The 24492-nt window shown below is 41.7% G+C and carries 24 protein-coding genes and 2 tRNA genes; 17 read left to right on the forward strand and 9 right to left on the reverse strand.

Going from position 1 to position 24492, the window contains the following annotated elements; translation table 11 throughout:
* Window positions 1-41: 41 nt before the first annotated feature.
* From AM279_RS17785 to AM279_RS17800, 4 genes are read left to right on the forward strand one after another with little or no spacing between them, the layout of a single operon-like run.
* Complete coding sequence (locus tag AM279_RS17785; RefSeq protein WP_054409396.1) at window positions 42-698, forward strand: hypothetical protein; 657 nt, start codon at window positions 42-44, stop codon at window positions 696-698.
* The gene (locus AM279_RS17790; RefSeq protein WP_054409397.1) at window positions 695-1420 is read left to right on the forward strand and encodes an SCO family protein; all 726 of its coding nucleotides are present in this window, start codon (window positions 695-697) and stop codon (window positions 1418-1420) included. Before AM279_RS17785 ends, AM279_RS17790 begins: the two co-directional genes overlap by 4 nt.
* Window positions 1421-1969 carry a DUF420 domain-containing protein gene (locus AM279_RS17795; protein ID WP_054409398.1) on the forward strand — a complete coding sequence of 183 codons (549 nt, stop codon included), beginning with the start codon at window positions 1421-1423 and terminating at the stop codon, window positions 1967-1969. It abuts the gene before it with no gap.
* Window positions 1969-2214: a hypothetical protein gene (locus AM279_RS17800; RefSeq protein ID WP_054409399.1), complete on the forward strand. Its 246-nt coding sequence runs from the start codon at window positions 1969-1971 to the stop codon at window positions 2212-2214. Before AM279_RS17795 ends, AM279_RS17800 begins: the two co-directional genes overlap by 1 nt.
* Window positions 2215-2247: 33 nt before the next feature.
* Here the strand turns inward: AM279_RS17800 and AM279_RS17805 are convergent, their stop codons facing one another.
* Window positions 2248-3639 carry a DUF4403 family protein gene (locus tag AM279_RS17805; protein ID WP_054409400.1) on the reverse strand — a complete coding sequence of 464 codons (1392 nt, stop codon included), beginning with the start codon at window positions 3637-3639 and terminating at the stop codon, window positions 2248-2250.
* Window positions 3640-3784: 145 nt separating this feature from the next.
* Between AM279_RS17805 and AM279_RS17810 the strand changes: the two genes are divergently transcribed.
* From AM279_RS17810 to tsaB, 3 genes are read left to right on the forward strand one after another with little or no spacing between them, the layout of a single operon-like run.
* On the forward strand, window positions 3785-5149 hold the full coding sequence (locus tag AM279_RS17810; protein ID WP_054409401.1) for a TolC family protein: 1365 nt from the start codon (window positions 3785-3787) through the stop codon (window positions 5147-5149).
* A gap of 2 nt (window positions 5150-5151) precedes the next feature.
* Window positions 5152-6447, forward strand: coding sequence for an efflux RND transporter periplasmic adaptor subunit (locus AM279_RS17815; RefSeq protein WP_054409402.1), 1296 nt, complete (start codon window positions 5152-5154; stop codon window positions 6445-6447).
* Complete coding sequence (gene tsaB / locus AM279_RS17820; RefSeq protein ID WP_054409403.1) at window positions 6447-7106, forward strand: tRNA (adenosine(37)-N6)-threonylcarbamoyltransferase complex dimerization subunit type 1 TsaB; 660 nt, start codon at window positions 6447-6449, stop codon at window positions 7104-7106. The genes AM279_RS17815 and tsaB overlap by 1 nt, the downstream gene beginning before the upstream one ends.
* Here tsaB and AM279_RS17825 read toward each other — a convergent pair whose 3' ends face one another.
* The 3 genes from AM279_RS17825 to AM279_RS17835 all read right to left on the reverse strand — a co-directional run bounded on the left by AM279_RS17825 (window position 7107) and on the right by AM279_RS17835 (window position 10783).
* Window positions 7107-7784: a hypothetical protein gene (locus tag AM279_RS17825; RefSeq protein ID WP_054409404.1), complete on the reverse strand. Its 678-nt coding sequence runs from the start codon at window positions 7782-7784 to the stop codon at window positions 7107-7109.
* Window positions 7785-7918: 134 nt separating this feature from the next.
* Window positions 7919-8761 (reverse strand): mechanosensitive ion channel family protein, encoded by an 843-nt coding sequence (locus AM279_RS17830; RefSeq protein WP_054409405.1) that lies wholly within the window; start codon window positions 8759-8761, stop codon window positions 7919-7921.
* Window positions 8762-10783, reverse strand: a complete 2022-nt coding sequence (locus AM279_RS17835; protein WP_054409406.1) for a thioredoxin domain-containing protein — start codon at window positions 10781-10783, stop codon at window positions 8762-8764.
* A 128-nt stretch (window positions 10784-10911) separates the two neighbouring features.
* Between AM279_RS17835 and AM279_RS17840 the strand changes: the two genes are divergently transcribed.
* On the forward strand, window positions 10912-12954 hold the full coding sequence (locus tag AM279_RS17840) for a hypothetical protein (RefSeq protein WP_054409407.1): 2043 nt from the start codon (window positions 10912-10914) through the stop codon (window positions 12952-12954).
* A gap of 36 nt (window positions 12955-12990) precedes the next feature.
* On the opposite strand, the gene AM279_RS17845 is transcribed toward AM279_RS17840, so the two are convergent.
* From AM279_RS17845 to AM279_RS17855, 3 genes are all read right to left on the reverse strand, one after another.
* The gene (locus tag AM279_RS17845) at window positions 12991-13434 is read right to left on the reverse strand and encodes a KTSC domain-containing protein (protein ID WP_054410407.1); all 444 of its coding nucleotides are present in this window, start codon (window positions 13432-13434) and stop codon (window positions 12991-12993) included.
* A gap of 239 nt (window positions 13435-13673) precedes the next feature.
* Window positions 13674-13997, reverse strand: coding sequence for a nuclear transport factor 2 family protein (locus AM279_RS17850; protein WP_054409408.1), 324 nt, complete (start codon window positions 13995-13997; stop codon window positions 13674-13676).
* A gap of 22 nt (window positions 13998-14019) precedes the next feature.
* Window positions 14020-14802 (reverse strand): SDR family oxidoreductase, encoded by a 783-nt coding sequence (locus AM279_RS17855; protein ID WP_054409409.1) that lies wholly within the window; start codon window positions 14800-14802, stop codon window positions 14020-14022.
* Between the two features lie 135 nt (window positions 14803-14937).
* Here AM279_RS17855 and AM279_RS17860 point away from each other — a divergent pair, with 135 nt between their 5' ends.
* Window positions 14938-15294: a winged helix-turn-helix transcriptional regulator gene (locus tag AM279_RS17860; RefSeq protein WP_054409410.1), complete on the forward strand. Its 357-nt coding sequence runs from the start codon at window positions 14938-14940 to the stop codon at window positions 15292-15294.
* Between the two features lie 303 nt (window positions 15295-15597).
* The gene (locus AM279_RS17865; protein WP_054409411.1) at window positions 15598-16308 is read left to right on the forward strand and encodes a CPBP family intramembrane glutamic endopeptidase; all 711 of its coding nucleotides are present in this window, start codon (window positions 15598-15600) and stop codon (window positions 16306-16308) included.
* Window positions 16309-16321: 13 nt separating this feature from the next.
* On the opposite strand, the gene AM279_RS17870 is transcribed toward AM279_RS17865, so the two are convergent.
* Window positions 16322-16394, reverse strand: a tRNA-Phe gene (locus AM279_RS17870).
* A gap of 55 nt (window positions 16395-16449) precedes the next feature.
* Window positions 16450-16522, reverse strand: a tRNA-Phe gene (locus AM279_RS17875).
* A gap of 143 nt (window positions 16523-16665) precedes the next feature.
* Between AM279_RS17875 and AM279_RS17880 the strand changes: the two genes are divergently transcribed.
* From AM279_RS17880 to AM279_RS17910, 7 genes are all read left to right on the forward strand, one after another.
* Complete coding sequence (locus tag AM279_RS17880; RefSeq protein ID WP_054409412.1) at window positions 16666-17400, forward strand: type III pantothenate kinase; 735 nt, start codon at window positions 16666-16668, stop codon at window positions 17398-17400.
* Window positions 17393-18676, forward strand: a complete 1284-nt coding sequence (locus AM279_RS17885; protein WP_054409413.1) for a hypothetical protein — start codon at window positions 17393-17395, stop codon at window positions 18674-18676. Before AM279_RS17880 ends, AM279_RS17885 begins: the two co-directional genes overlap by 8 nt.
* 12 nt (window positions 18677-18688) lie before the next feature.
* Entirely contained in the window at window positions 18689-20047 is a 1359-nt protein-coding gene (locus tag AM279_RS17890) for a hypothetical protein (protein ID WP_054409414.1), read from the forward strand.
* Entirely contained in the window at window positions 20044-20583 is a 540-nt protein-coding gene (gene lptC, locus AM279_RS17895; RefSeq protein ID WP_054409415.1) for an LPS export ABC transporter periplasmic protein LptC, read from the forward strand. Before AM279_RS17890 ends, lptC begins: the two co-directional genes overlap by 4 nt.
* Window positions 20583-20780, forward strand: coding sequence for a hypothetical protein (locus AM279_RS17900; RefSeq protein ID WP_054409416.1), 198 nt, complete (start codon window positions 20583-20585; stop codon window positions 20778-20780). The genes lptC and AM279_RS17900 overlap by 1 nt, the downstream gene beginning before the upstream one ends.
* A 5-nt stretch (window positions 20781-20785) precedes the next feature.
* On the forward strand, window positions 20786-22042 hold the full coding sequence (locus AM279_RS17905) for a hemolysin family protein (RefSeq protein WP_054409417.1): 1257 nt from the start codon (window positions 20786-20788) through the stop codon (window positions 22040-22042).
* A gap of 99 nt (window positions 22043-22141) precedes the next feature.
* Window positions 22142-24241 (forward strand): peptidylprolyl isomerase, encoded by a 2100-nt coding sequence (locus AM279_RS17910; protein ID WP_054409418.1) that lies wholly within the window; start codon window positions 22142-22144, stop codon window positions 24239-24241.
* Window positions 24242-24492: the final 251 nt, after the last annotated feature.

The following is a 24492-nucleotide window of genomic DNA, read 5'->3' on the forward strand; positions in this document are numbered from 1 at the left end:
AACCGCCTTTTTTAATTTTGTACCGTATTTGATTTTGCCTTATGAAACGAAAAATAGTGCTCTTGTTTTTACTTGCATTTCCGCTAATGCTTTATGTGTATTTTTCGATGGTAAAACACAATTCGCTCTTCCTGCCTATAGTCACTAAAGAGGTGGCAGACCTGCCTAAAGGCAAAACGGCCAATGATAAACCATTGCAGCTAAAAGAAAAAATAAGTATTGTTGGTTTTTTGGGAAATGATGTGCTGGCAAGAAGGGAGAATATTTTTAATATTAACCAGAAGCTTAATGCCAAGTACAGGGATTTTGAAGATTTTCAGATGGTAATGTTGGTTCCTGAAGGTAAAGAGGCAGAGGTGGCAGAGGTTTCTGAAAAGCTGAAATCAATGGCAGATATAACCAACTGGAAATTTTTATTTGCAAAGCCGGAAGACATCAAAAAATTTTATGTGTCATTAAATGTGGTTGAGCCATTGGCCGAAGATGGCGGAAGCGGCAACCTTTTTATAATAGATAAGAAAAAGGCGCTGCGCGGCCGCAAAGGTAAAAACAAGGCCGGGGTTGAAGAATATAAAGACTGCTACAATTCTTTATCACCATCTGAGCTTAGTAATGAAATGACCGATGATTTAAAGATTGTACTTAGGGAATACCGCCTGGCATTGCGCCGCAACGGGCCTAATAAACGCGAAATATAATGAAGAATAAATCATACATAGGCATAACATTTATCATTTTAGTGTTCGGGATTATCTTCGTTCCTAAAATAATTAACAGGTTAAGCAATGGCACCGTAGTGCAAAACGACCGTCTTAACGTTAAGGGCGGTGAAAAAGATTCGGGTCTGTATACACTGGGTGTGGCGCCCAAGTTTACACTTATCAATCAGGACGGTGTTACTGTAAACCAGGATTTTTATAAAGGCAAGGTTTATGTACTTGAGTTTTTCTTTTCTACTTGCCCGTCTATTTGCCCTATAATGAATAAAAACCTGGTAGAGGTGCAAAAACAATTTGCAGGCCAGCGTGATTTTGGTGTGGCATCTATCACCATTAATCCGGAATATGATACACCGGCTGTATTGAAAAATCACAAAAAAGAACTGGGCATAACCAGCGAGAATTGGAACTTTTTAACCGGAGATAAAGACTACATCCACAAATTGTCTAACGATGGGTTTAAGCTATTTGCCGGGCAAAATCAGGAGGCTGCCGGTGGATTTGAACACAGCGGAAATTATGCCCTGATTGATAAGGACGGGAATATAAGATGCCGAGTGGATGAAACCGGAAACCCAATAATGTATTACTCGGGCCTTAATTATGCCGATACCGATGGTATGGAGGAAGATCCGCAGGGTAAGTACAAACCGGGTGTTGATGCTTTAAAAGAAGATATAAAAAAACTACTTGACGAATAAATGGATACTACTGCTCAGAACATAGAGAAAAAATATAACGTTTGGATTGTAATCCTTTCAGTGGCTATACCCCTTGTGGTAGCGCTGCTGTTTGGTGTTAACCTGCGCAAGCTGGGGTATGATGTTAAGCCGCTAAGTTTCCTGCCGCCTATATATGCAACAATAAACGGCCTAACGGCTGTGGTACTGATGTCGGCAGTATGGGCTATTAAAAACGGAAAGCAAAAGCTGCATGAAAACCTTATGAAGTTTGCTATTGGGCTTTCGGTGTCATTCCTGGCTATGTATGTGGCTTACCACATGACGGCTGATTCTACGCCTTATGGTGGTGAGGGTATTATACGTTATGTGTATTTCTTTATCCTTATAACACACATATCGCTGTCGGTTATTATTATACCATTTGTATTGTTTACTTATGTAAGGGCGCTTTCTAAAAGCTTTGTGCGCCACAAAAAACTGGCACGTATAACGTACCCAATGTGGCTGTATGTGGCGGTTACCGGTGTAATAGTATATTTAATGATTTCCCCTTATTACAACCACTAATGCGAAGCTTAAAACATATTATTTTTGCAGGGCTCCTGCTGTTGCTTTCTGTGCAGGCTAATGCCCAGTGTGCCATGTGCCGTGCTGCCCTTGAAACCGGTGGCGATACCGGACAGGCCGAAGCCGTAAACGACGGTATTGTGTACCTTATGATATTTCCATACCTGCTTGTGGGTGTAGTAGGATTTGCCATTTACAGGCTGTACACTAAAAAGAAAAAGCCTCTTGCTGAGGCTGAATCATAAACAAAAAAAGGCGCTCACTGAGCGCCTTTTTTACTATTTCATACCGTCTACTTTAAGGTCTACGGTGCCGGTGCCTTTTATAAAGGCTATAATGGCGTTGTTGGTTATTTGTACCTTTTCAAAATCAAACTTCTCAAGCTTGCCGTTTATATAAATACCTGGCATGGGGGAGTAGTTGGCCAGGTATTTTTCAATGCTTTTCTTGCCTTCGTCAAGGTTGCCTTTTATAGAGTAGCGGCAGTTTTCCTGTATCTTTTTAAGGATAAAGCCTTCCGCAAACCAGTTCGCGGTGCGCATCAGTACACTTTTAGTATCGAGTACATAATCCATCTGGTCAAAATAAATTTCCTGGGTAACGGCGTTGTAATTAGGGTATCCGGTAAGATAAATGGTGCCGTTAAGGCTGCCGGTAAGTTGTAGGGCAACAATCATTTTGTTGTCTTTGCTCCACAGGTCTACCTTTTGTACTACCACTTTTCGGCTTCCTGATGCAAACTCCTGTCCCTGAAAGTTTTTTGTTATAACTGCCGATGCATTCTGGAATGTACTAACCGCAGCGACCGATACGTCTACCTTGTCGGGCATGGTTTTAACTGCTTTTAGTACAAGGGCATCTTTCTTAAATGTGTTTTTGGGCTTTTGGCCTACCATGGTTTCCATGTTGCACTTAAGGCCCATTTTCATGGTAATTTGCTTTTTTGCAAGCACAGCATCGGTTACATACAGTTCCTGCGGAACAATTTTAAACCAGGTTTGGTACTGTTCGTTTGCAAGAACGGGTTCGCTTACTTTGGCAACGGCATCCAGCACCTGTGGCTTAAAGTCAAGGGTTTGGCTTATGGCTTGATCAAGTTCGTCTTCAATGCGCGACTTAAACATTTTTATAGCCGGGTTAATCAGGTAGGTAATAGCCATTTTTTTACCGGCAATAGATACGGTGGGGCTTTCGTTCCACTCCAGTGACTGAATGGTGGTGGTGGTATTTAGCTTCCAGTTGCTGAGCGCTATTTTGCTGCTAAAGGTTATGGTGGCGTTCAGGTCAAACTCGCGGGTGTCATACATATCTACACCCAGGGCTGTGGTACCATAGCGTACTTTTGCATTTACCTTAATAGGTACAACCGAAACCAGCTTGCCGTTTTGCTCGCTAAATTTAAACGGGGCTGTTTTCCATACTTTCATGGCAATATCATCGTCTTCCAGCTTTTTGTCTTCAAACATAAGGCCGCTAAACAGTTTGTTAACCTGGGTTTCTATATCGGCAACTGCAATGGTAACGGGTAGGTTTATGAATGATGTTGTGGCGTCATACACCACATCGGTAGTATTTCCGGCTTCGGGCTTTAGGGCTTCTATGCGTTTTGCAGAGCTGCATCCGGTTAAAAGGGTGCCTGTTACTGAAAGTAAGGCGATTATTTTTTTCATTGATGTTCTTGCTTGTTTTTTCGCGCACAAATGTAGCTGTATTTTGTAACAATTTTAACACTTGGTCGACTAATAAAGTGCAAAGCCATTTGGGCTGCACGATATTTTTAATAATTTTGTTTACGCCATCTCTTATGGTAACATTATGAGAAAACCACTTTATATAGCACTTGCGCTTTGCATGGCCCTTGCGGCAAATGCGCAGGTTAAGAAATGGACGCTTCAGGAATGTGTTGAATATGCTTTTAAAAACAACATTTCTGTGCGCCAAAGCGAGCTCGACCTTAAAACTACTGAGGTTACAAAAACCGATGCGTTGGGTAATTTTTTACCTTCTGCTAATTTTAGCGGCAGCCATTCCTGGAATATAGGTCTTAACCCCAACCCCATAACCGGTATCAGCCAGCAGCAAACTACCCAGTTTACTACGGCAGGGTTTAGTACACAGGTAGATATTTACAAAGGCCTGCAAAACCAAATGCAGATGCGCAGGTCTAAAATGGCCATTATTGCCGGGCAGTACCAGCTTCAGAAAATGAAGGATGATATTGGCCTTAACGTGGCTAATGCTTTTTTGGATGTCCTTTTCAATAAAGAAAACCTGAAAGTACAGCAGCAACAGCTGCAAATAGACCTTGAGCAGGCAGAGCGTTCTAAGCAGTTACTTGAAGGCGGGCAGATTCCGCGTGGTGACCTTATGGATATAGAGGCTACCGTGGCAACTGACAGGCAGCGTGTGGTTCAGGCAGAAAACACACTGCTTATTAGTAAGTTGAGCCTTGCTCAGCTGCTACAGCTGGATGATTATACCAATTTTGATGTTGCCGATGAAGAGTATAATATGGAAGACAGTGAAGTGTTTTTACAAACACCCGATGCCATCTATAAAAAGGCCCGCGAGCAACGTACTGAAATAAAGCTGGCACAGGCTAACCTTGATGTGGCCGAACAGGATGTAAAGATTGCCCGTGGAGCATACCAGCCTACGCTTAGTGGTTTTTACAGCCTTAACACCAGGGTTACGTATGCCGACTATGTTACTTTTAACGAAGCGGGATTGCCTATTACCCAAAGCCCGCCGCCATTCTGGAACCAGATTTGGGATAACAAGGGCCATAACTTTGGTTTTCAGCTTAATATACCAATATTAAACGGTTTTGCTACACGCAATAATGTTGAGCGTGCCAAAATATCGCTTGAGCGTTCTAAGCTTGCTTTTGAGCAACAGGAGCTTGACCTTGAGCGCACCATTTATCAGGCCTTTACAGATGCGCAGGGAGCACTAAAGGCATATGATGCTGCTGTATCAGCTGCTGAGGCAAGGGCGCTTTCGCTTAACTATGCTAAAGAACGCTATGGCGTGGGGCTTATTAACGTGTTTGAGCTGAACCAGGCACAAACACTATCTGTAAATGCACAAAGCGAAGTAGTGCGTTCTAAATACGAGTTTATTTTCAGGGTAAAAATACTTGAGTTTTACTTTGGCTTACCAATATTTCAAAAACAGTAATCATGTCTAAAAAAACAATTTATTATTTACTTGGAGGTGCCGTTTTAGTGGTTATACTTCTTGTTGTCCTGAAAAAAACGGGAACTATTGGCAATAATGACGAAGGGAAAGAAGTAGAGACTGCCGTTGTAAAACAAATTACCATAACCGAAACCGTAACGGCTACAGGCAAAATTCAGCCTGAAGTAGAGGTAAAAATATCATCTGAAGTTTCGGGAGAAATTATAGCGCTTCCTGTAAAAGAAGGACAGGCCATTAAAAAAGGCGACCTGCTGGTGCGCATTAACCCTGACCTGTATGAAAGTGGTGTGAGCCGAAATGCTGCTGCCCTTTCTACATCTAAAGCAGGTTTAAGCCAGGCAGAGGCTACACTTAAAGAAGCCAAGGCCAACTATGAACGCAATAAAGCGCTTTTTGAAAAAGGTGTAATCTCTAAATCAGAGTGGGATAAGATAGTTTCAACTTATGAGTCTGCCCAGGCGCAAAAGCAATCGGCTTATTTCCAGGTTAAAAGCGCGGGTGCATCAGTAACCGAGGCGCAGGACAACCTTAACCGTACTACTATATATTCTCCGGTAGACGGTACTATAAGCAAGCTTGATGCCGAGCTGGGCGAAAGGGTAGTGGGTACACAGCAAATGACGGGTACTGAGATTCTTCGTGTAGCCAACCTGAACAATATGGAGGTAGAGGTTGATGTTCCGGAAAATGATATTGTAAAAGTAAAAATAGGCGACCAGGCTGATATTGAGGTGGATGCTTACCTTAAAAAGAAATTTAAGGGCGAGGTAACCAGTATTTCTAACTCAGCAAGCGACAGCCAGACTACAGACCAGGTAACTAATTTTAAGGTTAAGGTGCGTATTCTTGAAGAATCGTATGCTGATATGATTAAAGATAAGCCGGCAAGCTATTCGCCGTTCAGGCCTGGTATGACGGCTACTGTAGATATTATCACTACAAGAAAAGAAAACATTATTGCAGTGCCTATTAGTGCTGTAGTGGTAAAATCAGACACGTTAGCTGCTAAAAAAGATGTAGTTAAAGAGCTGGAAGAGAAAGAACAGGAAAAGAAAACCGGCAAAAGTGTTGAAAAACACGAATGTGTGTTTATTGTAGAAAACGGTAAGGCAGTATTAAGGCCGGTAAGTACAGGTATTCAGGATGATACAAATATTGAAATTATAACCGGCCTTAAAAAAGGTGATAAGGTTATAACCGGGCCGTTTACTACTGTAAGTAAAGACCTGAACCCTAATGATAAAGTGAAAGAAAAGGCTACAGCCGCTTCGAAATAATGGCATATATATTAAATCTTGAAACAGCTACCAAAAACTGCTCAGTATCTGTGGCAAAAGACGGGATAACGGTTTCGCTTAAAGAGTTTGCGGGTGAGGGGTATGCCCATGCCGAAAAGCTGCATATTTTTATAGAAGAGGCCCTGGGCGAAGCAGGCATATCATTAAATGATTTAAGCGCTATAGCGGTAAGCAAAGGCCCCGGATCGTACACCGGTTTAAGAATTGGTGTTTCGGCGGCAAAGGGGCTTTGTTATGCACTTAATATGCCTATGGTTGCGATAGATACTACAGAGGTGTTAGCCCATGCTGTTAAAATAGATTCAGGTATAATAATGCCTATGATTGATGCAAGGAGGATGGAGGCATACACAGCAGTATTTTCGGCTGATTACAAGCTTTTAGAGCCTGTAAAGGCAGAAATTATAGAAGAAAACATTTATGATGCTTTAGAAGGGCCAATTCATTTATTAGGAGATGGAGCAGCTAAATGCAAGCCTATATTGGTTGGAGAAAAATATGTATATCATGATGCTGTAGTATATCCTTCTGCAAAAGAAATGTCAGCATTGTCATTTAATAAATACAAAATAAGCGACACTGTAGATGTCGCTTATTTTGAACCTTTTTACCTTAAAAATTTTATTGCAGGTAAATAGTTATATTATTGTTTCAACATAAGTTGCAAGCTTTTGCAGGTCAGTATCTTTTTCTACATCAAGCTTGTTTTGCTTAATATAATCAAGTACTTCTTTTTCTTTACCTACCACTTTGGCTAAGTCTTTTTTACCGTCAAATGGTACAGCCTGGGTGCTGTTTGGCAGTTGTATGAAGAGTTCAGCGTCAGCTTGTTTCAGTACAGGTGCCTTTGCGCTTTGGTAGCTGTTTCTTGATGGCTTGCCCGGTTGAAGGTATATTTTCTGGCTTTTAAATATTTTTACTTTTGGGCCGTTGTTAATTACCTCAAGATAGCCATTAACCTGCTGGCCTTTATCATCTTTATACTGAACGTAAGCAAAAGTATCGCCACCGGAGAATGTAATATCCTTATCAGCTTCTTTGGCAATAACTCCCTGCGTTTGTTCTTGTTGGTTATTTATCTCAAACTGGTCAAGGTAAGCATTGTAACGAAGCAGTACAATTTCATCTGTACCCTCAATTTTTGCAGGCATATAATTTTCCTGATAGTACATTGAGCCTTCAGTTTTAAGCTTTTCCTCGGCTGTAGTAAAAATCTGGTTACCGTTACTGTGTATTGGTGTCTGGTTAATCTGCGCTACTGCAGGAAATGCTGCAAGGGCAAACAATGAGCTGTAGAGTAAGTTAAATCGTTTCATCTTTTTTTTTGGTATTTAATAGAAAATATTAGGCATCAAATATATTAATAATTAGTTGCTTTGGAAGCAATGATAAACAAGTATTAATAAATTTAACAAAAAACATGCCATACTTAACGGATTAATATGTTGTTTTATTGTAATAAGTTGCCATTATTTTTAATATTTATTTCTCTCTGAGGGAAAGGTATTTCTATACCCGCAGCATCAAACCCTGCTTTTATGTTTTGGTAAAACTCAGATACCATCTTGCCATAATTAGCCCTTTCACACCAAATCATGACCATTAAGTCTACAGAATTTTCGCCAAGGTTGCGCACTTCAATAAGTGGTGCCGGTTCCTGTAGAATTAATTCAGTGTTTTTTATGGTGCTGAAAATTACGTTTTTAACCTGCTCCATGTTGCTGTTATAGCCTACACCAATTAAAATATCTGCGCGGCGCAGGAGCTCCTGGCTAAAGTTTTTAATGGTGTTGTTACTTAGTGTGCCGTTGGGCAGGTACACCACCTGGTTAGTAGGGGTTATAAGCTTGGTGCTGAATATCTGTATGCTGTTTACGGTACCCATTTGGCCCTGAGCCTCAATAAAATCGCCTATGCGGAAAGGTTTAAACATAATTATGAGCAATCCACCGGCAAAATTGCTTAGCGACCCCTGTAATGACAGGCCAATGGCAAGGCCTGCTGCGGCTATGGCTGCGGCAAACGTTGCGGTGTCTACTCCTAATGCTCCAATAATGCTCACAAATATGAAACCCCTTAGGGTCCAGGTAGCTACATCAAGTATAAACTTAAGCAGGGTGGGGTCGTGTTCGGGTTTTTTGGTAACAATACCTGTTATTACTCTCCTGATTATCTTGATTATAACTAACCCGAAAAGTAATATAAGTACAGCTTTAATAAGGTTAGGTACGTAACCTATTAATCCATCTGTAAACTGGCCAATGTAGTACTCTAATTTTGTTTCTTCGTTCATTTATTTGATTTTTAATTCATTAAGTGTTTCATTTATATTGTTTTGCGGCAGTTGGCAGGCTTTGTTTTGGCACACATAAAACAATAGGCTATTTGGGTCAAACCTGTTTTGTAAAAAAGGCACTAAAGATTCTTTAGTGCTGCCGGCAATAATAACATGGGGAAGGTAGTGCCTGTTAACGGCCGCAACAGCAGTTTTTGCATCAGGGCCGCATACTGCAAGTTCTTTATTATCAGATGATAAGTCAAGCCAAAGGTTAAGCCAGTTGCTAAATGCCGAAGGATAATCCATATTAGGGATAATCTGGTGCAGCATTTGAAGGGCAACCTTCTCATAATGAACGTTATCAAACAGTATGCTGAGCTTGTACAACACATTTGCCATAACCGAGTTTGAGGCCGGGATAACATTATCTTCGGTTTCAAAGTGTTGTGCTACAAGGGTTTCTGCGTTGTTTGCCGTGTAGCTGAAGAACATTTTTTGGCTGTCGTAAAAATGCTCCAGACAGTAATCAGTTAATTGCCTGGCGTTTAGCAGCCATTTTTCGTTAAAGGTGGCTTCATATAATGCGGTAAGTGCCTCAGTTGTAAGCGCATAGTCTTCTAAGAAGCCCTGAATCTTAGCTGTACCATTTTTGTAAGTGCGCCAAAGGTAACCGTCAGGATGCCAGAGTTTCGTGGTAATAAACTCAGCATTTTTAAGAGCTGTTTGCAAATACTTTTCATCGCCCAGCGCCTTGTAAGCATCGGCATAGCCTTTGAGCATCAGGGCGTTCCATGATGTAAGCGCCTTGTCATCAAGCCTTGGCTTTGGTCGTTTATTGCGTTCGGTATATAGCAACTGTTCCCAGTCCTGCTTCTTGGTTTTTAACTCTTCAGGGCTGATATTGTGTTGTTTAGCAATTGTGTTCAGTTCTTCATTTTGGATGAGCACGTACCGGCCGTCTTCCCAAAAACCAAACTCATTGATATTGAAAACCTGTGCAAACAACTCAAAATCAGCGCCTAATAAATCTTTTAGCTCCTGTTTTTCCCAGCTGTAAAAGGCGCCTTCTTCCAGCTCAGCCAGGCGGTTAAGGCTATCGGCATCCCAGGCGCTGTAAAAAGCCCCTTCAGGTGTGGTGAGTTCCGACTCAACAAAAAAGTGCGTCTTCTCTATAACTTCTTTGTATAGAGGGTTTTGCGTGCGTTTGTAGGCTTCTGCATACAGGCTCATAAGCTGGCCATTGTCATACAGCATCTTTTCAAAATGGGGTATATGCCACTCTAAATCAACTGAATAACGCGAAAACCCGCCGCCCACAGTATCAAACAGCCCGCCCCACGCCATGCGGGTAAGGGTAAGGTCTACAAAATCAAGTAGTTGTTGTGTTTTGGTTTGGTAGCCATAGCGTTGCAGGAACAGGTAGTTGTTGGGCATCATAAACTTGGGTGCACGGGCATGGCCGCCATAGTCCCAGTCGAAACTTTTTGCCCACTTTTCCACTATCGGTTTTATGTGAAAAGGGTCTAATATTTCACTTTCGGAGTTTGAAATTGACAAACCAACGTGCTTTATCCCCTCCAAAAGTTTAGATGCATAATCCTCCATCTTGTCCCTGTCCGAAATGAATAAATCCTGAAGCTGGTTTAATGCTTCTGTCCATTGTTGTTTCCTGAAGTACGTGCCACCCCAAACCGGCCTTCCGTCAGGTAGCAATACCACGTTCATGGGCCATCCTCCCTGCCCGGTCATGAGCTGTACCGCTTTCATGTAAGTGGCATCAACATCGGGGCGCTCCTCGCGGTCTACTTTTATAGATATGTAATGGGCATTCATTACATCGGCCACCTCCTGGTCTTCAAAGCTTTCGTGCTCCATAACGTGGCACCAGTGGCATGCCGAATAGCCCAGGCTTACCACAATCAGCTTGTTTTGCTCTTTGGCAAGGGCCAGGCTGGCAGGGTTCCACGCCTTCCAGTATATGGGGTTGGCGGCGTGTTGCAGCAGGTAGGGGCTGGTTTCAAGGTGTAGTTCGTTCATAGCCCAAAGGTAAGTCCAAAACTTCTTAAATGGAAGCTAAAACAGCATCACAATAAATACCCTTTGTTAGGTATTTACTATCTGCGCGATATTTGGCAACTTTATAAGAACCAATAAATCAAACAATTATGAGGAAGATTTTACTCTTACTATTATTATGCGCCTTTAATGCATATTCTCAAACAGATTTAAAAGCCAAGGCGCCTACATTACAGGTTGGCTTAGATAATTTAACGTTTACCAAAGGAACCCTTGATGCTAAGCTTATCATGGAAATTATAGCTGAAAAGCAAAAAGAGCTTAAAATCAAAGCTATTCAAAATGTGTTTTTGGCTAAGGTTGAGCCGGCTGGGGGTGCTATTTATAGTTTTACAAACAATGTTGTAAAAGAACTTTTACTTGAAAGCGACCAGTCACTACGTACTAAAAAAATTATGGAAAACACTGTTAATTTGGTGTTTGCAATTGCTTTTTTAGAATATTATCTTAATAACCTGGATACTGAAAGCATAAATGATTTTAATCATTTATGCAAAGTCTATAAAGTTACTTTAGATGCTAAAGATATGGGAAAAGTAAGTTTGTCCAATTTTTTAAAAAAAAGAGAAGATAAAAATAATACGAAGGAAGGAATAGCAGACAAAGATAGTTACAGGGTAGAACTTCTGGCTTTGTTGATAGACATGGCTGCAGAAACTATACGTCAGGATGTAAAATTAAAAGAATTGGGTTTAATGCAAATTTCTTATTCTGACACTTATGAATATCTAAACCGCTATAAAAATCCTAAAATTTATGCGCCCGAGGATGCTGAATATGATATACTTTCTGAAAATCTTTCCAGGGATATGAAAGAAAGACTCGGAGAGATTACAAATTATATAGGCTTGGTTAACTACGTGGTTGAACATTTTAGCTTTAGGAATGATAAGCTGGCAGTGTTTAATAAAAGGGGGTTAAATGAAAAAACAGGAAACAAAGCAAGACCCTTTGAATACACTGATGAAAATACAACAGCCAATTCTTACAGCCTCTCCAAAAGTTTTAGTGATTTAAAGGATATCACTCATAAATTGCTCGAAGAAAGAATAAATGTGCATGCTAATGATACATTAGGTAAAACAGAGATCAACAACTTGACACAAATGTATTATTATTTTGACAGGGCGTCAAAACAGGTAATTGATATGGATAATGATAAGGAAATAATGGCGGATATACTGTATACGTTTTACGGCGAATTTATGCCTTTAATAAAAAAGCAGGGCTACACATCTTTAGAATATATTAATTTACTTGAAGAGATTGATTTGGCTAGTGCACGCATTGCCTCTGTACTGCTTGATAAAGATGATGTTTTTAAGCTTAAAGACGGAAAGATAGATGATTTTATGCTGCTTGCTGCGAAATTATACGAATTTGATAAGGCATCAACAATATCAGATTATATTAAGCTTATAGAAGGAATAGGTTATATTTTTCCAAGTAATAATATAACCAATGCGCTAAGCACAGTGGTGTCTTTTGTAAAAGATTACAGCGTTACCGATAAAGATAAAAATGGTAAAGAAGTGCTGGAATTTAATATAGAAAGTTTTATTGTAAGATTGCAGCGTGTAAAGCCTTATCAGCATAAAGCAATAGAATTTAACTTTACGGTAGGTCTTAATAATGCTTACTTTCAGCACAATGTTCCACTGAAAGACAATACTGTTGCCAATCTTTCTTTTGTGAGCGAAAAAATAGGAGTGAAGTGGAAACTGTGGGACTGGGCTTTCTATTACACGCGTAACCCTGGAGAAACCTATGCGTACGGTGATAATGTATATGTAAAAAAAACACCACCTCATGAACCACTAATAAGTAATATACATCTATTAGCTTATGGATCAGGGATTCTATATAATGTTGTAAACGCTAAAACTGACAAAGAGTTTGATTTTCCAATGGCAGGGGTCGGTGCAGGCATTACCTTTAGCAATGCCCTTGACCTAAACATTAGCCTTGGTGTGCCTTTAATGTCACAAAAGTCTTTTCAGGATTTGTTTTACTATAAGTACATAAATATCGGGTTTGATATTCAGTTTCTCGAATATTTTGACAGGCTTTCAGAGAAACAGCAGGCCAAAAAAACACAAAAGCTTTTGGCGGAAGCGGCAGAAAAAAACTAAAAACACAAAACCCTGCACTTGGCAGGGTTTGTTATATTATTCAGCTACAATTTTGCTGGCGCTGCGGTACAGGTAAGCACCGTGTATGTTGCGCTTGGCAAAACGTGCAGGAGAGTCGGCATTAATCATCTTAACATAAATGTTCTTAGGTACGCCAAAATATTCATATTCGGCACCATCGGCAAAGTTCATAAACAGCACGCCCTTGTCATAATAAAACTCGGTAAGCGGCTGTGTGCTGGTAGTGGCAGTGTAAGCCTCCTTGGTTTTTTCAAGGGTTTCGGGTGCTACGCTCACTAAAAAGTGGTAAGCCTCAATAATGGCAGTACTGCGTTCTTCGGCAGCAAGGCGTTCGGCATCATCAGCAATCGTGTCCGGGTGATGGTCTTTCATGCTGTTGCGGTAAATGGTTTTCAGCTCCTTAAGCGTGGCGTCTTTAGTAACGTTGAGTAGTGTGCGGTACTCAACAATTTTTTTCATGCTCATGTTTTCTCTCTTTTTTTGGGTGAGGCCACGGTTTAAGGCGGCGCTAAAATGCGCGCAAAGGTAATGCTAATTGCTTGTAAAGCAAATGCTTTTGCAAAAGATTAAATATTATGTAATACTCAGGGAGTTATGGCGCACAACATGGTAACATTTTCTTTAATTGTAATTACGTTTTAGCTATAATTAATACAACTAAAGAGAGTAGCTGAAAACCAGCCGCTCTCTTTGTTTTGTTAGTCTGTTACTTTTAGTTGCTGTATTTGCCCGTCAACAATTTCAAAATGAAATTTTAATACAATAGGGCTTCCGGGAAATGTGCCTGAACATTCTGCCGTCAGGATACTTGCTGTGCCGTTTTCAGTATACTCCAGCGGTTCCATTTTTGATTGATAGTTCTTGTTTGAGTGGTCAATCCATTGCTCTATTTCAGGTCTTCCTGTATGTGTTTTACCTTCGTCAAACACTACGGCTGTTTCCGAAAACAAACTGGCATAGGTCACGGCATCAAATTCGTTCTGTGATTTAATAAGGTCCGTTACTACTTTTGGTAAGTTCATGTTGTTATTGTTTTAAAGATTATTAGATTGTTGGTACTGTACCGCCATCAATTACATATTCGGTCCCTGTCAGGTAGTTTGCTCTTGGAGAAACAAGGAAGCCTACAAGCTCAGCTACTTCTTCCGGCTCGGCAGGCCTGCCGTATGGTATTCCGCCCAATGCGTTCATTACGCTTTGTTGTGCTTCTTCCACAGTGCTGTTTGCGTTTCTTGCAATTTCGCCTAAAAAGGCCTTTGAAGCTGATGTGTTTATCCATCCCGGCGAAACTGCCAGTACGCGCACGCCTTTTGGTGTAACTTCATTAGACAGGCTTTTGCTGTAGTTTCTCAATGCTGCTTTAGCAGCGGCATACGGCAGGGTAGAATCATACAGGGGTAATTTGCCCTGAATAGACGCTATGTGTATTATAACACCACTTTTTCTCTCTATCATTTGTGGTAAAAATGCCCTATCCAGCCTGACAGGGGCCAGTAAATTGGCCTGTAGGGTAGATGCCCAGTCTTCATCACTTAACGCGTTAAAGCCGCCGGCAGGTGTTGTTGAAGAACCCAGGTTGTTTACCAGGATATCCAGTCTCCTGTAAATGGAAAGTACTTCGTTAACCAGTTTTTGTGTATCTTCTGCTTTACTCAAATCAGAAGGGATAAAATGCAGCTTGCTGTTTTCCTCTTCCGGAAAGTTCCGGGCGGTAATAATTACTGTTGCACCTGCCTGAAGCAGCCTTTCTGCAATTGCTTTTCCGGTTCCTTTTGTGCCTCCTGTTACTAAGGCAATTTTGCCTGATAGTTCATTATTATAATCCATTGTGTACTTGTATTTAAATTTCTTTGTACAAATCTCGGGAGTACGTTAGTTCCTCACAAGTACGGAGTTACGATTCATATAGGGATAAATTATTCCCCTATTGCACAAATAGGCATATAGATTTAATTTTGTAATATGTATGAGAGAAAAACAATACCCAACCTTAATTGTGGCCTTGACCTGATAGGAGAAGTGCTATATGGCAAGTGGAAGATACGTTTGCTTTGGTTTATCGATCAGGGGCATAAGCGCCCAAGCGAACTACAGCGCAAAATACCCGATGCTTCCCGCAGGGTTTTAAATATGCAGCTAAAGGAATTGGAAGACCATGAGCTTGTCTCGAAGATTATTTATCCTGTTGTGCCTCCTAAAGTAGAATATAGCCTTACCGATTTTGGAAAGACACTCATTCCGGTAATTGCTACAATAGGGAGTTGGGGAGATGAGCACGAAGAAAGGCTACGGGCGTTAATTTTAAAGCGATTGGATTAGTATGGCAATAGCATTTTGCATTGGTATGTTTACTGCTTGCTATGGTTTTTGTGAAATTCAGGATAAGAAGTAACGGGGCATAAGTGTTTACTGCGTCTTCAGTAAGCCGGGCGGTTAACAGCCGCAACCTGCTGCCGGGGGCAACAATACCTGTCTTTTCAAAAAAAGACATAACAATAAAAGTAATTAATTATATAACTGGTTGTGCAAGTCTGTATCTTTTGAAATAAAATGCAAATATTTAGTCATGGTCTTTTGTATATATAAGTGGTGTGCTATATTGTGCTGTAAAAACATTCTTACATGAATCTGCCTAAAAAACTCGTGCGGCTTTTATTGTTTTATGTGCTTGCCTTGGTGCTTACCTATATTGCCCGTAAGCAAGTTAATGTGCTGAACCTGTTGCTGCAAAACATTAGCGATATCCCTTTTTCGTTTAACTACAACCACGGCATAGCAGTGGCGTTACTGGCATTTTTGTTTTACAGGTTTGGCGGTATTGCGCAAAGTATAACCCTTTTGGGTAGTGAGAAGCTCAAAAGCCTGTTATTTCCCCTTGTGTTATTTACTGTGTATGGGGTAGTGGGTATAAATAATGCGCACGGTATAAACCCGCACCTGTGGGCATTACTGTTTTGTTTCCTGGCCTTTGTATATAATATTATGGAAGAATATGCCTGGCGCGGTTGGGTTATAGATGCCCTGGGTAATGTGCACTATGTGGTTAAGAGTATGGTGTCAGGAGTGTTATGGGCGTTTTGGCACCTGCTTATTTTTGCCGATTTTAACCAGTATGGGGGCTTTTGGGTGTTTATGGCGTTTTGTGTGGTGTTTTCGTTTATACTGACTTTTGCGGCTTTGCGCACAAAATCTGTTGTGGCACCCGCTGCAATCCATGCTTTTATAATCCAGACAAACATTGCAGCTGTTGTGTGCTTTGTGCTGTTTGCGCTGTTGCTTGTTTTCTGGCCTAAGATTGGGAACATTGTAAAAACAAAAAAGCCTGCTGTGTAGCAGGCTTTTAACGTGGTACCTCCAGGAATCGAACCAGGGACACATGGATTTTCAGTCCATTGCTCTACCAACTGAGCTAAGGTACCGGTAAAATAGAATTCATTAAAAACAAAACCCCGCGTGTAACGGGGCTCTTTTTTGTGGTACCTCCAGGAATCGAACCAGGGACACATGGATTTTCAGTCCATTGCTCTACCAACTGAGCTAAGGTACCTTGCTAAAACGTTACCAAATGCTTATTTTATTAAGACGTGAGTAACCTTGTTTGCGGGTGCAAATATAGAATTGTTTTTAGAGTATGCAAAACAAAAGATAAAAAAAATCAATTGCTATCTTTGTAGTACTAATAAAACAAAAATGCTTTTAGCCGTAGATATTGGCAATACAAAAATTAAAGCCGCTGTGTTTGAGGATAATGCCCTTGTGGAGAAATTTTCGTTCCCGCAGGAAGAAGCCGTAACACAGGTGGCAGAAATTTTAAAAAAATACCCCCGCGCCACAAAAAGCATCCTTTCATCGGTAGGGAAAGAGCAAAATGAGCTGTTATTATGGTTAAAAAACAACACCTTGTTTACGGGTATTAATCATACATCTGTGTTTCCGTTTACTAATAAGTATGCCACCCCGGCCACGCTGGGCATAGACCGCATGGTGCTTGCCGCCGGTGCGGTGTTGCAGCACCCGGGCAAAAACCGCCTGGTTATAGATGCCGGCACGTGCATTACTTACGACTTTGTTTCGGGTGCAGATGACTATCTTGGTGGGGCTATTTCGCCCGGTTTGCAACTTCGATATAATGCCATGCATACTTTTACGGCAAAACTTCCGTTGTTATACCCGGAAATGCCGCAGAGTTTCACAGGCAATTCTACAGCGCAGTCTATGCACGTGGGGGCGGTAAACGGCCTTTTACATGAAATTGACGGCTTTGTACAGCAGTATGTTGAACAGTATCAGGATGTAACGGTAATATTAACGGGCGGCGATGCTGATTTTTTGGCTAAAAGATTAAAAAACACCATCTTTGCCAATTCAAATTTCCTGCTGGAAAGTTTGAACCATTTGTACCATTATACGAACCGAAATGATTAAAAACCTTATTGCGGGCTTTTGCCTGTTTTTTGCCGGTGTTGCTTTTGCTCAGCAAAATAGTGCATCTCCATATTCTTATTACGGCATTGGCGATATAAAATTTAAAGGAACAAACGAAAACCGCGCTATGGGCGGTGTGGGCATACTGCCCGATAGTATACACGTAAACCTGCAAAACCCGGCAGGATATTCAGCGTTAAAATTAACCACCTTTACAATAGGGGGTACTACGTCTTCAACCGGTTTTAAGACTAATGAGGGCAGCGACAGGTCTGGCCGTACTACGGTAGACTATATTGCGGTGGCCATACCGGTAAAAAGGTTTGGTTTTGCATTTGGTATCATGCCGTATTCGGCGGTAGGTTACAGAATAAACAATACTACACAGCCCGACCCTGCAGATGGCTATGTGCGTTATAATGAGTTTGAAGGTACGGGCGGCCTTAACAGGGTGTTTGGCGGCGCTTCGTTTAACGTTACCGAAAACTTTAGTATAGGGGGCGAGTTCCAGTATTTCTTTGGCGATATAGAAACCCGTTCGCTTACAACCCTGCCGGGCGGTGCCCTGCAATACTCAACCCGCGAGACTAACGCTTCAGAATATGATGGCTATTCATACACGCTGGGCGCTATGTATCATAAACGTATAAATAACAAGTGGGAGCTTTATGTAAGCGGTGCCTATACGCCCGAAACCAAGCTTAACAGTACTATAAACCGCAGCCTTGCTACGGTATCTATAAGCTCTAACGGAACGGAATCGGTTATAGATAGCCAGGATTATGTGCTGGGCAGCGAAGATATTTACCTGCCGTCTAAAGTAACCGGTGGTTTTGGCTTTGGCCAGGCCAGGAGGTGGTTTGCCGGTGCCGATATTACCCTTCAGGATGCCAACAGCCTTAGCGCGAGGTTTCAGGGTATAGACAACGTGGCGTTCGAAAAATCACAGAAAATGTCGCTGGGTGGCTACTGGATTCCTAAATTCAACTCGTTTACCAGCTACCTGAGCAGGATTACCTACCGCGCAGGTGTTAAGTATGAAAAAACAGGCCTTGTGCTAAACAACGAAAATATTAATGATATGGCCCTTACTTTTGGTGTGGGCCTTCCGTTAAGCAGTGTTGTGGGGTCTTACGGCAGCTCTAACCTTAATATAGGTGCCGAAATTGGCCGTAGGGGTACAACAGCCTCTGGCCTTATACAGGAAAATTATGTAAACATCTTTATAAGCCTTTCGTTAAACGACAGGTGGTTTATAAAGAGGAAATACGAATAAAACAGATACAGTATGAAAACAAAAGCCCTTTCAGTATTTTTTGCCGGCCTTATGGCTTTGGCGGTTAACGCGCAGGAATTTAAATGCGAAGATAACTTTAAGGCGCTTGGTACGGCTGTACAATCTAAAGATTACACAACGGCTGTACCCATACTGGCAGGGCTGAGGAAATCATGCCCAAAATACAATGTTAAGGTATACAGCCTTGGCGAAACGGTAGTAAAATACAATCTTGATACGGCAGAGTCTGACGCCGACCGCAGCCTGTATGTTACTGACCTTGTGGCTTTGTATACCGATTGGGAAAAGAACTTTCCGGCAACGGGCGGTGTGCAAAAAAAGGCGCTTTTCCTTCATGAAAATAAGCTGGCTAAAGATGACGAGGTATTTAGCTTGTTAGATGAGGCTTTTGCTGCAAACAAAACATCGTTTACAGATTATAATGTGCTGGAGCTGTATTTTAACCTGTACCTTGCCCGCTATACTGCCGGGAACAAAGGTATAACGGCAGACCAGTTTATAGCCAAATTTGGCGATATGGCCGGGCAAACCGCTTATGCCCAGGCGTTCATTCAAAAGAAAAAACAAGAGCTTTTAGCCAAAAAAGAAACCCAGTCCCTTGATGAAGAAGAAACCCTGTTTCTTAAAGAAGCCCCGCAAAGCCTTAGTGCGCTTAAGGCGGTTTCAGATAACATGGCAGGACAGTTTCCAAAGAATATATCTTGCGAAAAGCTTGAAGGCTACTACAAAGGCCTGTTTGAAAAAAACAAAACCGATAAGGCGTGGCTTGGTGGCCTTGTGGCTGTAATGTCTAAAGCCTGCAAGCCTACTCCTGTATTATACAATGCAGCGGTTGAGCTCGATAAGCTAAGCCCATCCCTTGATACGGCATTGCTGTTGGGTAATTTAAGCCGTTTGTATGCCGATCCAAAAGAGAGTGCTGCTTATTATGAAAAAGCCATAACTTTTGAGGCTGATTCAGTTGGTAAGGCTAAAATTTACCTTACTATTGCCGCTAACTACCGCAATACCGACAGGGCGGCTGCAAAATCATATCTGCTTAAGGCGGCTTCTTTTAATCCTAAAGATGGCAGCCCTTATCTTAAACTTGCCGAAATGTATGCCGGTGGCGGTGGCTGCGAGTTGAGCGATTTCGATCGTAAAGCGTTGCTTTGGCTGGCTATAGATACCGCTAAAAAAGCTGAGGCAGCAGAGCCTAAGCTAAAACCGTCGGTGGCGGCATTGCTAAAAAGGTATGAAGCTAAAGTGCCTACTAAAGAAGACCTTAAAGTAGCCAAGAAAAGCAAGGGCGATACCATAACCTACGGTTGCTGGATTAATGAAACCGTTACTGTGCCTAAAGTAAAATGATAAAACGTTTTGCCATATTATGCCTGGGCGTGCTGGCGCTAACCGCGTGCGAAAGCAACCTTAAAGAGGTGCAGCGCATGGGTAGTGTTACCTTTAACCCTGTGGGTGTTTCTGAAAATATAAACCTTAAGTATACCGAAGGGGGTAAGGTGCAGGCTGTGCTTAAAAGCAAAAAAATGCTGGATTACACCCATTTGCAGTACGGTTTTAATGAGTTTCCTGATGGGGTAGACCTTACGCTGTATGATGCGCAGGGGCAGCAAACCTTTGTGGTGGCAGATTATGCCATTCGTTATGAAGGTACAGATATAATAGATATGCAGGGCAATGTAAAAATTACCAGTAATGATGGTAATAGGCTTACCGCGCCGCAGTTGTATTATGACCAGAAAAACCAGTGGTTTTATACCGAAAAAAACTTTAAATTTACCGATAACAAAGGCGGATATTACGAAGGCCCCGGCATAGACTTCAGTAAAGACTTTAAAGTAGTCAATATGCAGCAAAATAGCGGGCAGCTTAACAATCTTAACTAATGCTTTATTTTAAATACTTACCGTATGCCTTTCTTGGGGTGGCAATAATTTTTATTATTGATGCCATAACCCGTTATGCCGAAGGTGCAGATTATATTCCGTCGGCATTGCTTGCTGTGGCGGCTGTTGCCATGTTTTTCATCCGCAGAAAATCCTATAAAAGATATACAAACCCCGGCCAGGGTCCTAAAAAATAACGCTTATGGAGGCAGCAGTAATCATAATATGCCTGTTGCTTTCAGCCTTTTTTTCGGGTATGGAAATTGCCTATGTTTCTGCCAATAAGGTATACCTTGAGGTAGAGAAACAGCAGGATGCCTTTCTTTCTAAAATTTTATCGCGCCTTACGCAAAACCCGTCGCGTTTTGTGGCTGCCATGCTGGTGGGCAACAGCATAGCCTTGGTTATTTACAGCTACTACATGGGCGGAGTGGTGTTAAACTGGTTTGCGCCCCACAGCCTTGGTTGGCACAAGTTGTTGCAGTTATTGCTGCAAACGGTTATCGCTACAGCCATACTGCTTATAACTGCTGAATTTTTACCCAAAGTGTTTTTTCAGGTATATGCCAACCGCATTATAAAACTGCTGGCGGTGCCGGCTTATGGGTTTTACTTGCTGTTTTCGTGGGTGTCTAAGGTGGTTATAGGGGTGTCTGACTTTGTGCTTGTAAAGTTGTTCCGTACAAAAGCGCACCGCGATACCGGCCTTTTTAGCCGTGGCGAACTGGGCAGCTATGTTACGCAGCAACAAGCCGAAGAAGATGAGGAGGCTGATACCGAGGTGCAGATTTTTCGTAACGCACTGGTTTTTTCTGCCGTAAAGGCAAAAGCCATCATGACGCCCAAAACTGAGCTTGCAGCTGTAGAAATTAACGATACGGTTGACGAGCTGCGCCAGCTTTTCCTGGATACTGATTACAGCAAGATTGTGGTATATAAAGATAATCCTGACAATGTGGTGGGCTATGTGCACTCTTTTGAGTTGTTTAAAAATCCGCCTGATGTAAAAAGCATAACATTGCCGGTTGAAAAAATTTCGGGAGAGGTGTACATAAAAGAGCTGCTAACGCGGCTTACCCGTGCAGGCAGGAGCATGGCGGTGGTGGCCGGTGCAAACGACAGGGCAGAGGGTATTGTTACCGTTGAAGATATTATAGAAGAACTTTTTGGCGAGATTGAAGACGAGCACGATAACGAAGAAACCCTGGTGGCAGAGCAGCAATCAGGTGGTGCATGGCTTTTTTCTGCGCGGTATGATGTTGAGGTGCTCAATACCCAATATGGTTTTAACCTTCCCCAAAGCGATTTGTACAGTACTTTAGGCGGCCTTATTGTGCACCATTGCGGTGGTGTTCCGGCGGTGGGGCATAGCATTTCTGTAGGTAAATACAGCCTTGTTATACAGCAGGCTTCGGCAAAATACATAGAGTTGGTAAAGATTGTTTCGCAATCGGTGTAATTTGCTTCAAAACTTCTTTAAAAAATAACGCCACTATTTTTATTATTAAACAGATAATTGTATTTTCGCCCACTGAAATAAAATTTAACAATAATAAAAATGGCGGTTTTATCTAAAATCAGGGAGCGCTCAATACTGCTTATCGGTATCATAGGCTTTTGCTTGCTTGCCTTTATCATTGGCGACATCATTAACAGCGGAGGCTTTGGTGTAACCAGGAACATAGGCAGCGTAAACGGTACAGACATCCCTGCAAGTGATTTTAAAAGAGAATTAGAGGGCATGCAGGGCGGAAGCTCTACACAGGCTACAAACTCTATCTTTAACAGGGAAGTAGAAACTATTCTTTATAACGAAAGGATTGAAAAAGCAGGCATCCTTGTGGGTAAAGACCACATTTTTGATGTTTATGGCCAGTCTTACGGCCAGCAGCCACAATTCATGAATGCCCTTGGCCAGTTTGACAAGGCTAAGTTTAATGAGTTTCTTGTAAACCTTAAAAAAGATAATCCCGCACTATACCAAAACTTTGAGGCTTCAAGGCCAAAAGTTGAAGCATTTGCCAAAAGGCAGGTGTATGTAAACATGGTTAAAGGTGGTTTCTTTACTACAAATATTGAAGGTAAGCAACGCTATGCCCAGGATAACGATAAAGTTAACTTTGACTATGTGTATGTGCCTTACAATACTGTAAACGATGACCAGGTAAAAGTTACCGATGAGGAGCTTCTTGCCTACATGAAAAAAGATGCCAAGAAATATAAGGCAGAGCCAACACGCGATGTTGAGTATGTGCTTATAGACAACAAGCCATCTGCACAGGATGAGGCTGATGCTAAAAAAGAAATTGAAAGCTTCCTGCTTCCTAAAGTAAAATATAACGCTGAAACAGCTAAAAACGATACTATTGCCGGTTTTGCTTCAATCCCTGCAAGCCAGGTAGCACAGTTTGTTAGCGAGGCTTCAGATACACCTTATGATACTGTTTATGTAACTAAAGCACAGCTTCCGGCTGAGTTTAGTGAGCAGATATACAATACTCCGGTAGGCCAGGTTTTTGGTCCGTACAAAGACAACGGCAGCTACAAGCTAACCCGTATGATGTCTAAAAAACCGGGTGCTACAGTTAAGGCTCAGCACATACTTATTGGTTACACAGGCGGTAAAGCTCCGGATCCTTCTATTACAATGACTAAAGAAGAGGCTAAAGCCAAGGCAGACCAGCTTCTTGTGCAGGTTAACGCTAACCCTTCTGCAATGGGCCAGCTTGTGGCTGAAAACTCTGTAGACAAAGGTTCTCTTGCTAACCAGGGTATTTATGATAACATACCAAAAGGCCAGATGGTACCTACTTTTGATGCGTTTATTTTTGATAACCCAATAGGCAAGACCGGTGTGGTTGAAACTGACTTTGGTTTCCACGTAATCAGGATACTTGATAAATATGAAGGTATACAGGTAGCAACAATTGCGGTTAAAACTAACCCAAGCGAGAAAACAGTTACCGAAAACTTTAACAAAGCTACTAAACTTGAAATGGATGCCAGGAATGGTAAGAAATTTGAAGACCTTGCAAAAGCAGGTGGCTTTACCCCAACCCCGGCTAACGGACTTAGGTCTTATGATGAGGCTGTACCGGGTGTAGGTGCTCTTAGGGCGCTTGTGCGTTGGGCTTATGACGGCGATACTAAAGTGGGCGATGTTAAAATATTTGATACCTCTAACGGTGGCCGCGTAGTAGCAAGGCTTAAAAACATAAACGATAACGGCCTTATCTCTCTTGAGCAGGCTAAAGTTTCGGTTCTTCCTTTAGTGCGTAATGAAAAGAAAGCTGAAATCATCCGTAAGAAAATGGCAGGTACTACACTTGATGCTGTTTCTAAAGCATCAGGCTCAAGCATTGCTAATGCTACAGGTATTGCGTTCTCTAACCCAATGATAAGCGGTGTAGGTGTTGAACCTAAAGTGGTAGGTAAGGCATTTGGCCTTGCTGCCGGCAAAACATCTCAGCTTATAGATGGTGTATCTGGTGTTTATATGGTAACAACTAAGTCGGTTGAAAAAGCGGCTGAACTGCCTAACTATACATCACTAATAAACAGCGCAAACTCTCAGGCACGCAACATGGCTGAGTCAAGGCTTACACAGGCTATGAAGGATGCTGCTGATATTGAAGACAACAGGTTCCAGTTTAACTAAGAACCTTACATTATAAAATAAGAAATCCACCTTCGGGTGGATTTTTTTATGGGCTGATGTTAGAGCTTTTGAGTTGCTTTTTTGTGTGGTTAAAGAGTGTATGTTTTATGCGATTTTTTCCTGTTTAAAACGTAGGAATGCATTCCTGCCTTTCAGATTCACAAGACTTTGTGGGCGTATGTGTACCTTTTCTTCGTTTACCTTGTGAGTTTGTGTTTTATAAATGGATGCTTTTTTTCTGAAGTGTAAGT

Origin of the sequence: Flavobacterium akiainvivens, assembly GCF_001278115.1 — a bacterium.
GTDB classification, from domain to species: domain Bacteria; phylum Bacteroidota; class Bacteroidia; order Flavobacteriales; family Flavobacteriaceae; genus Flavobacterium; species Flavobacterium akiainvivens.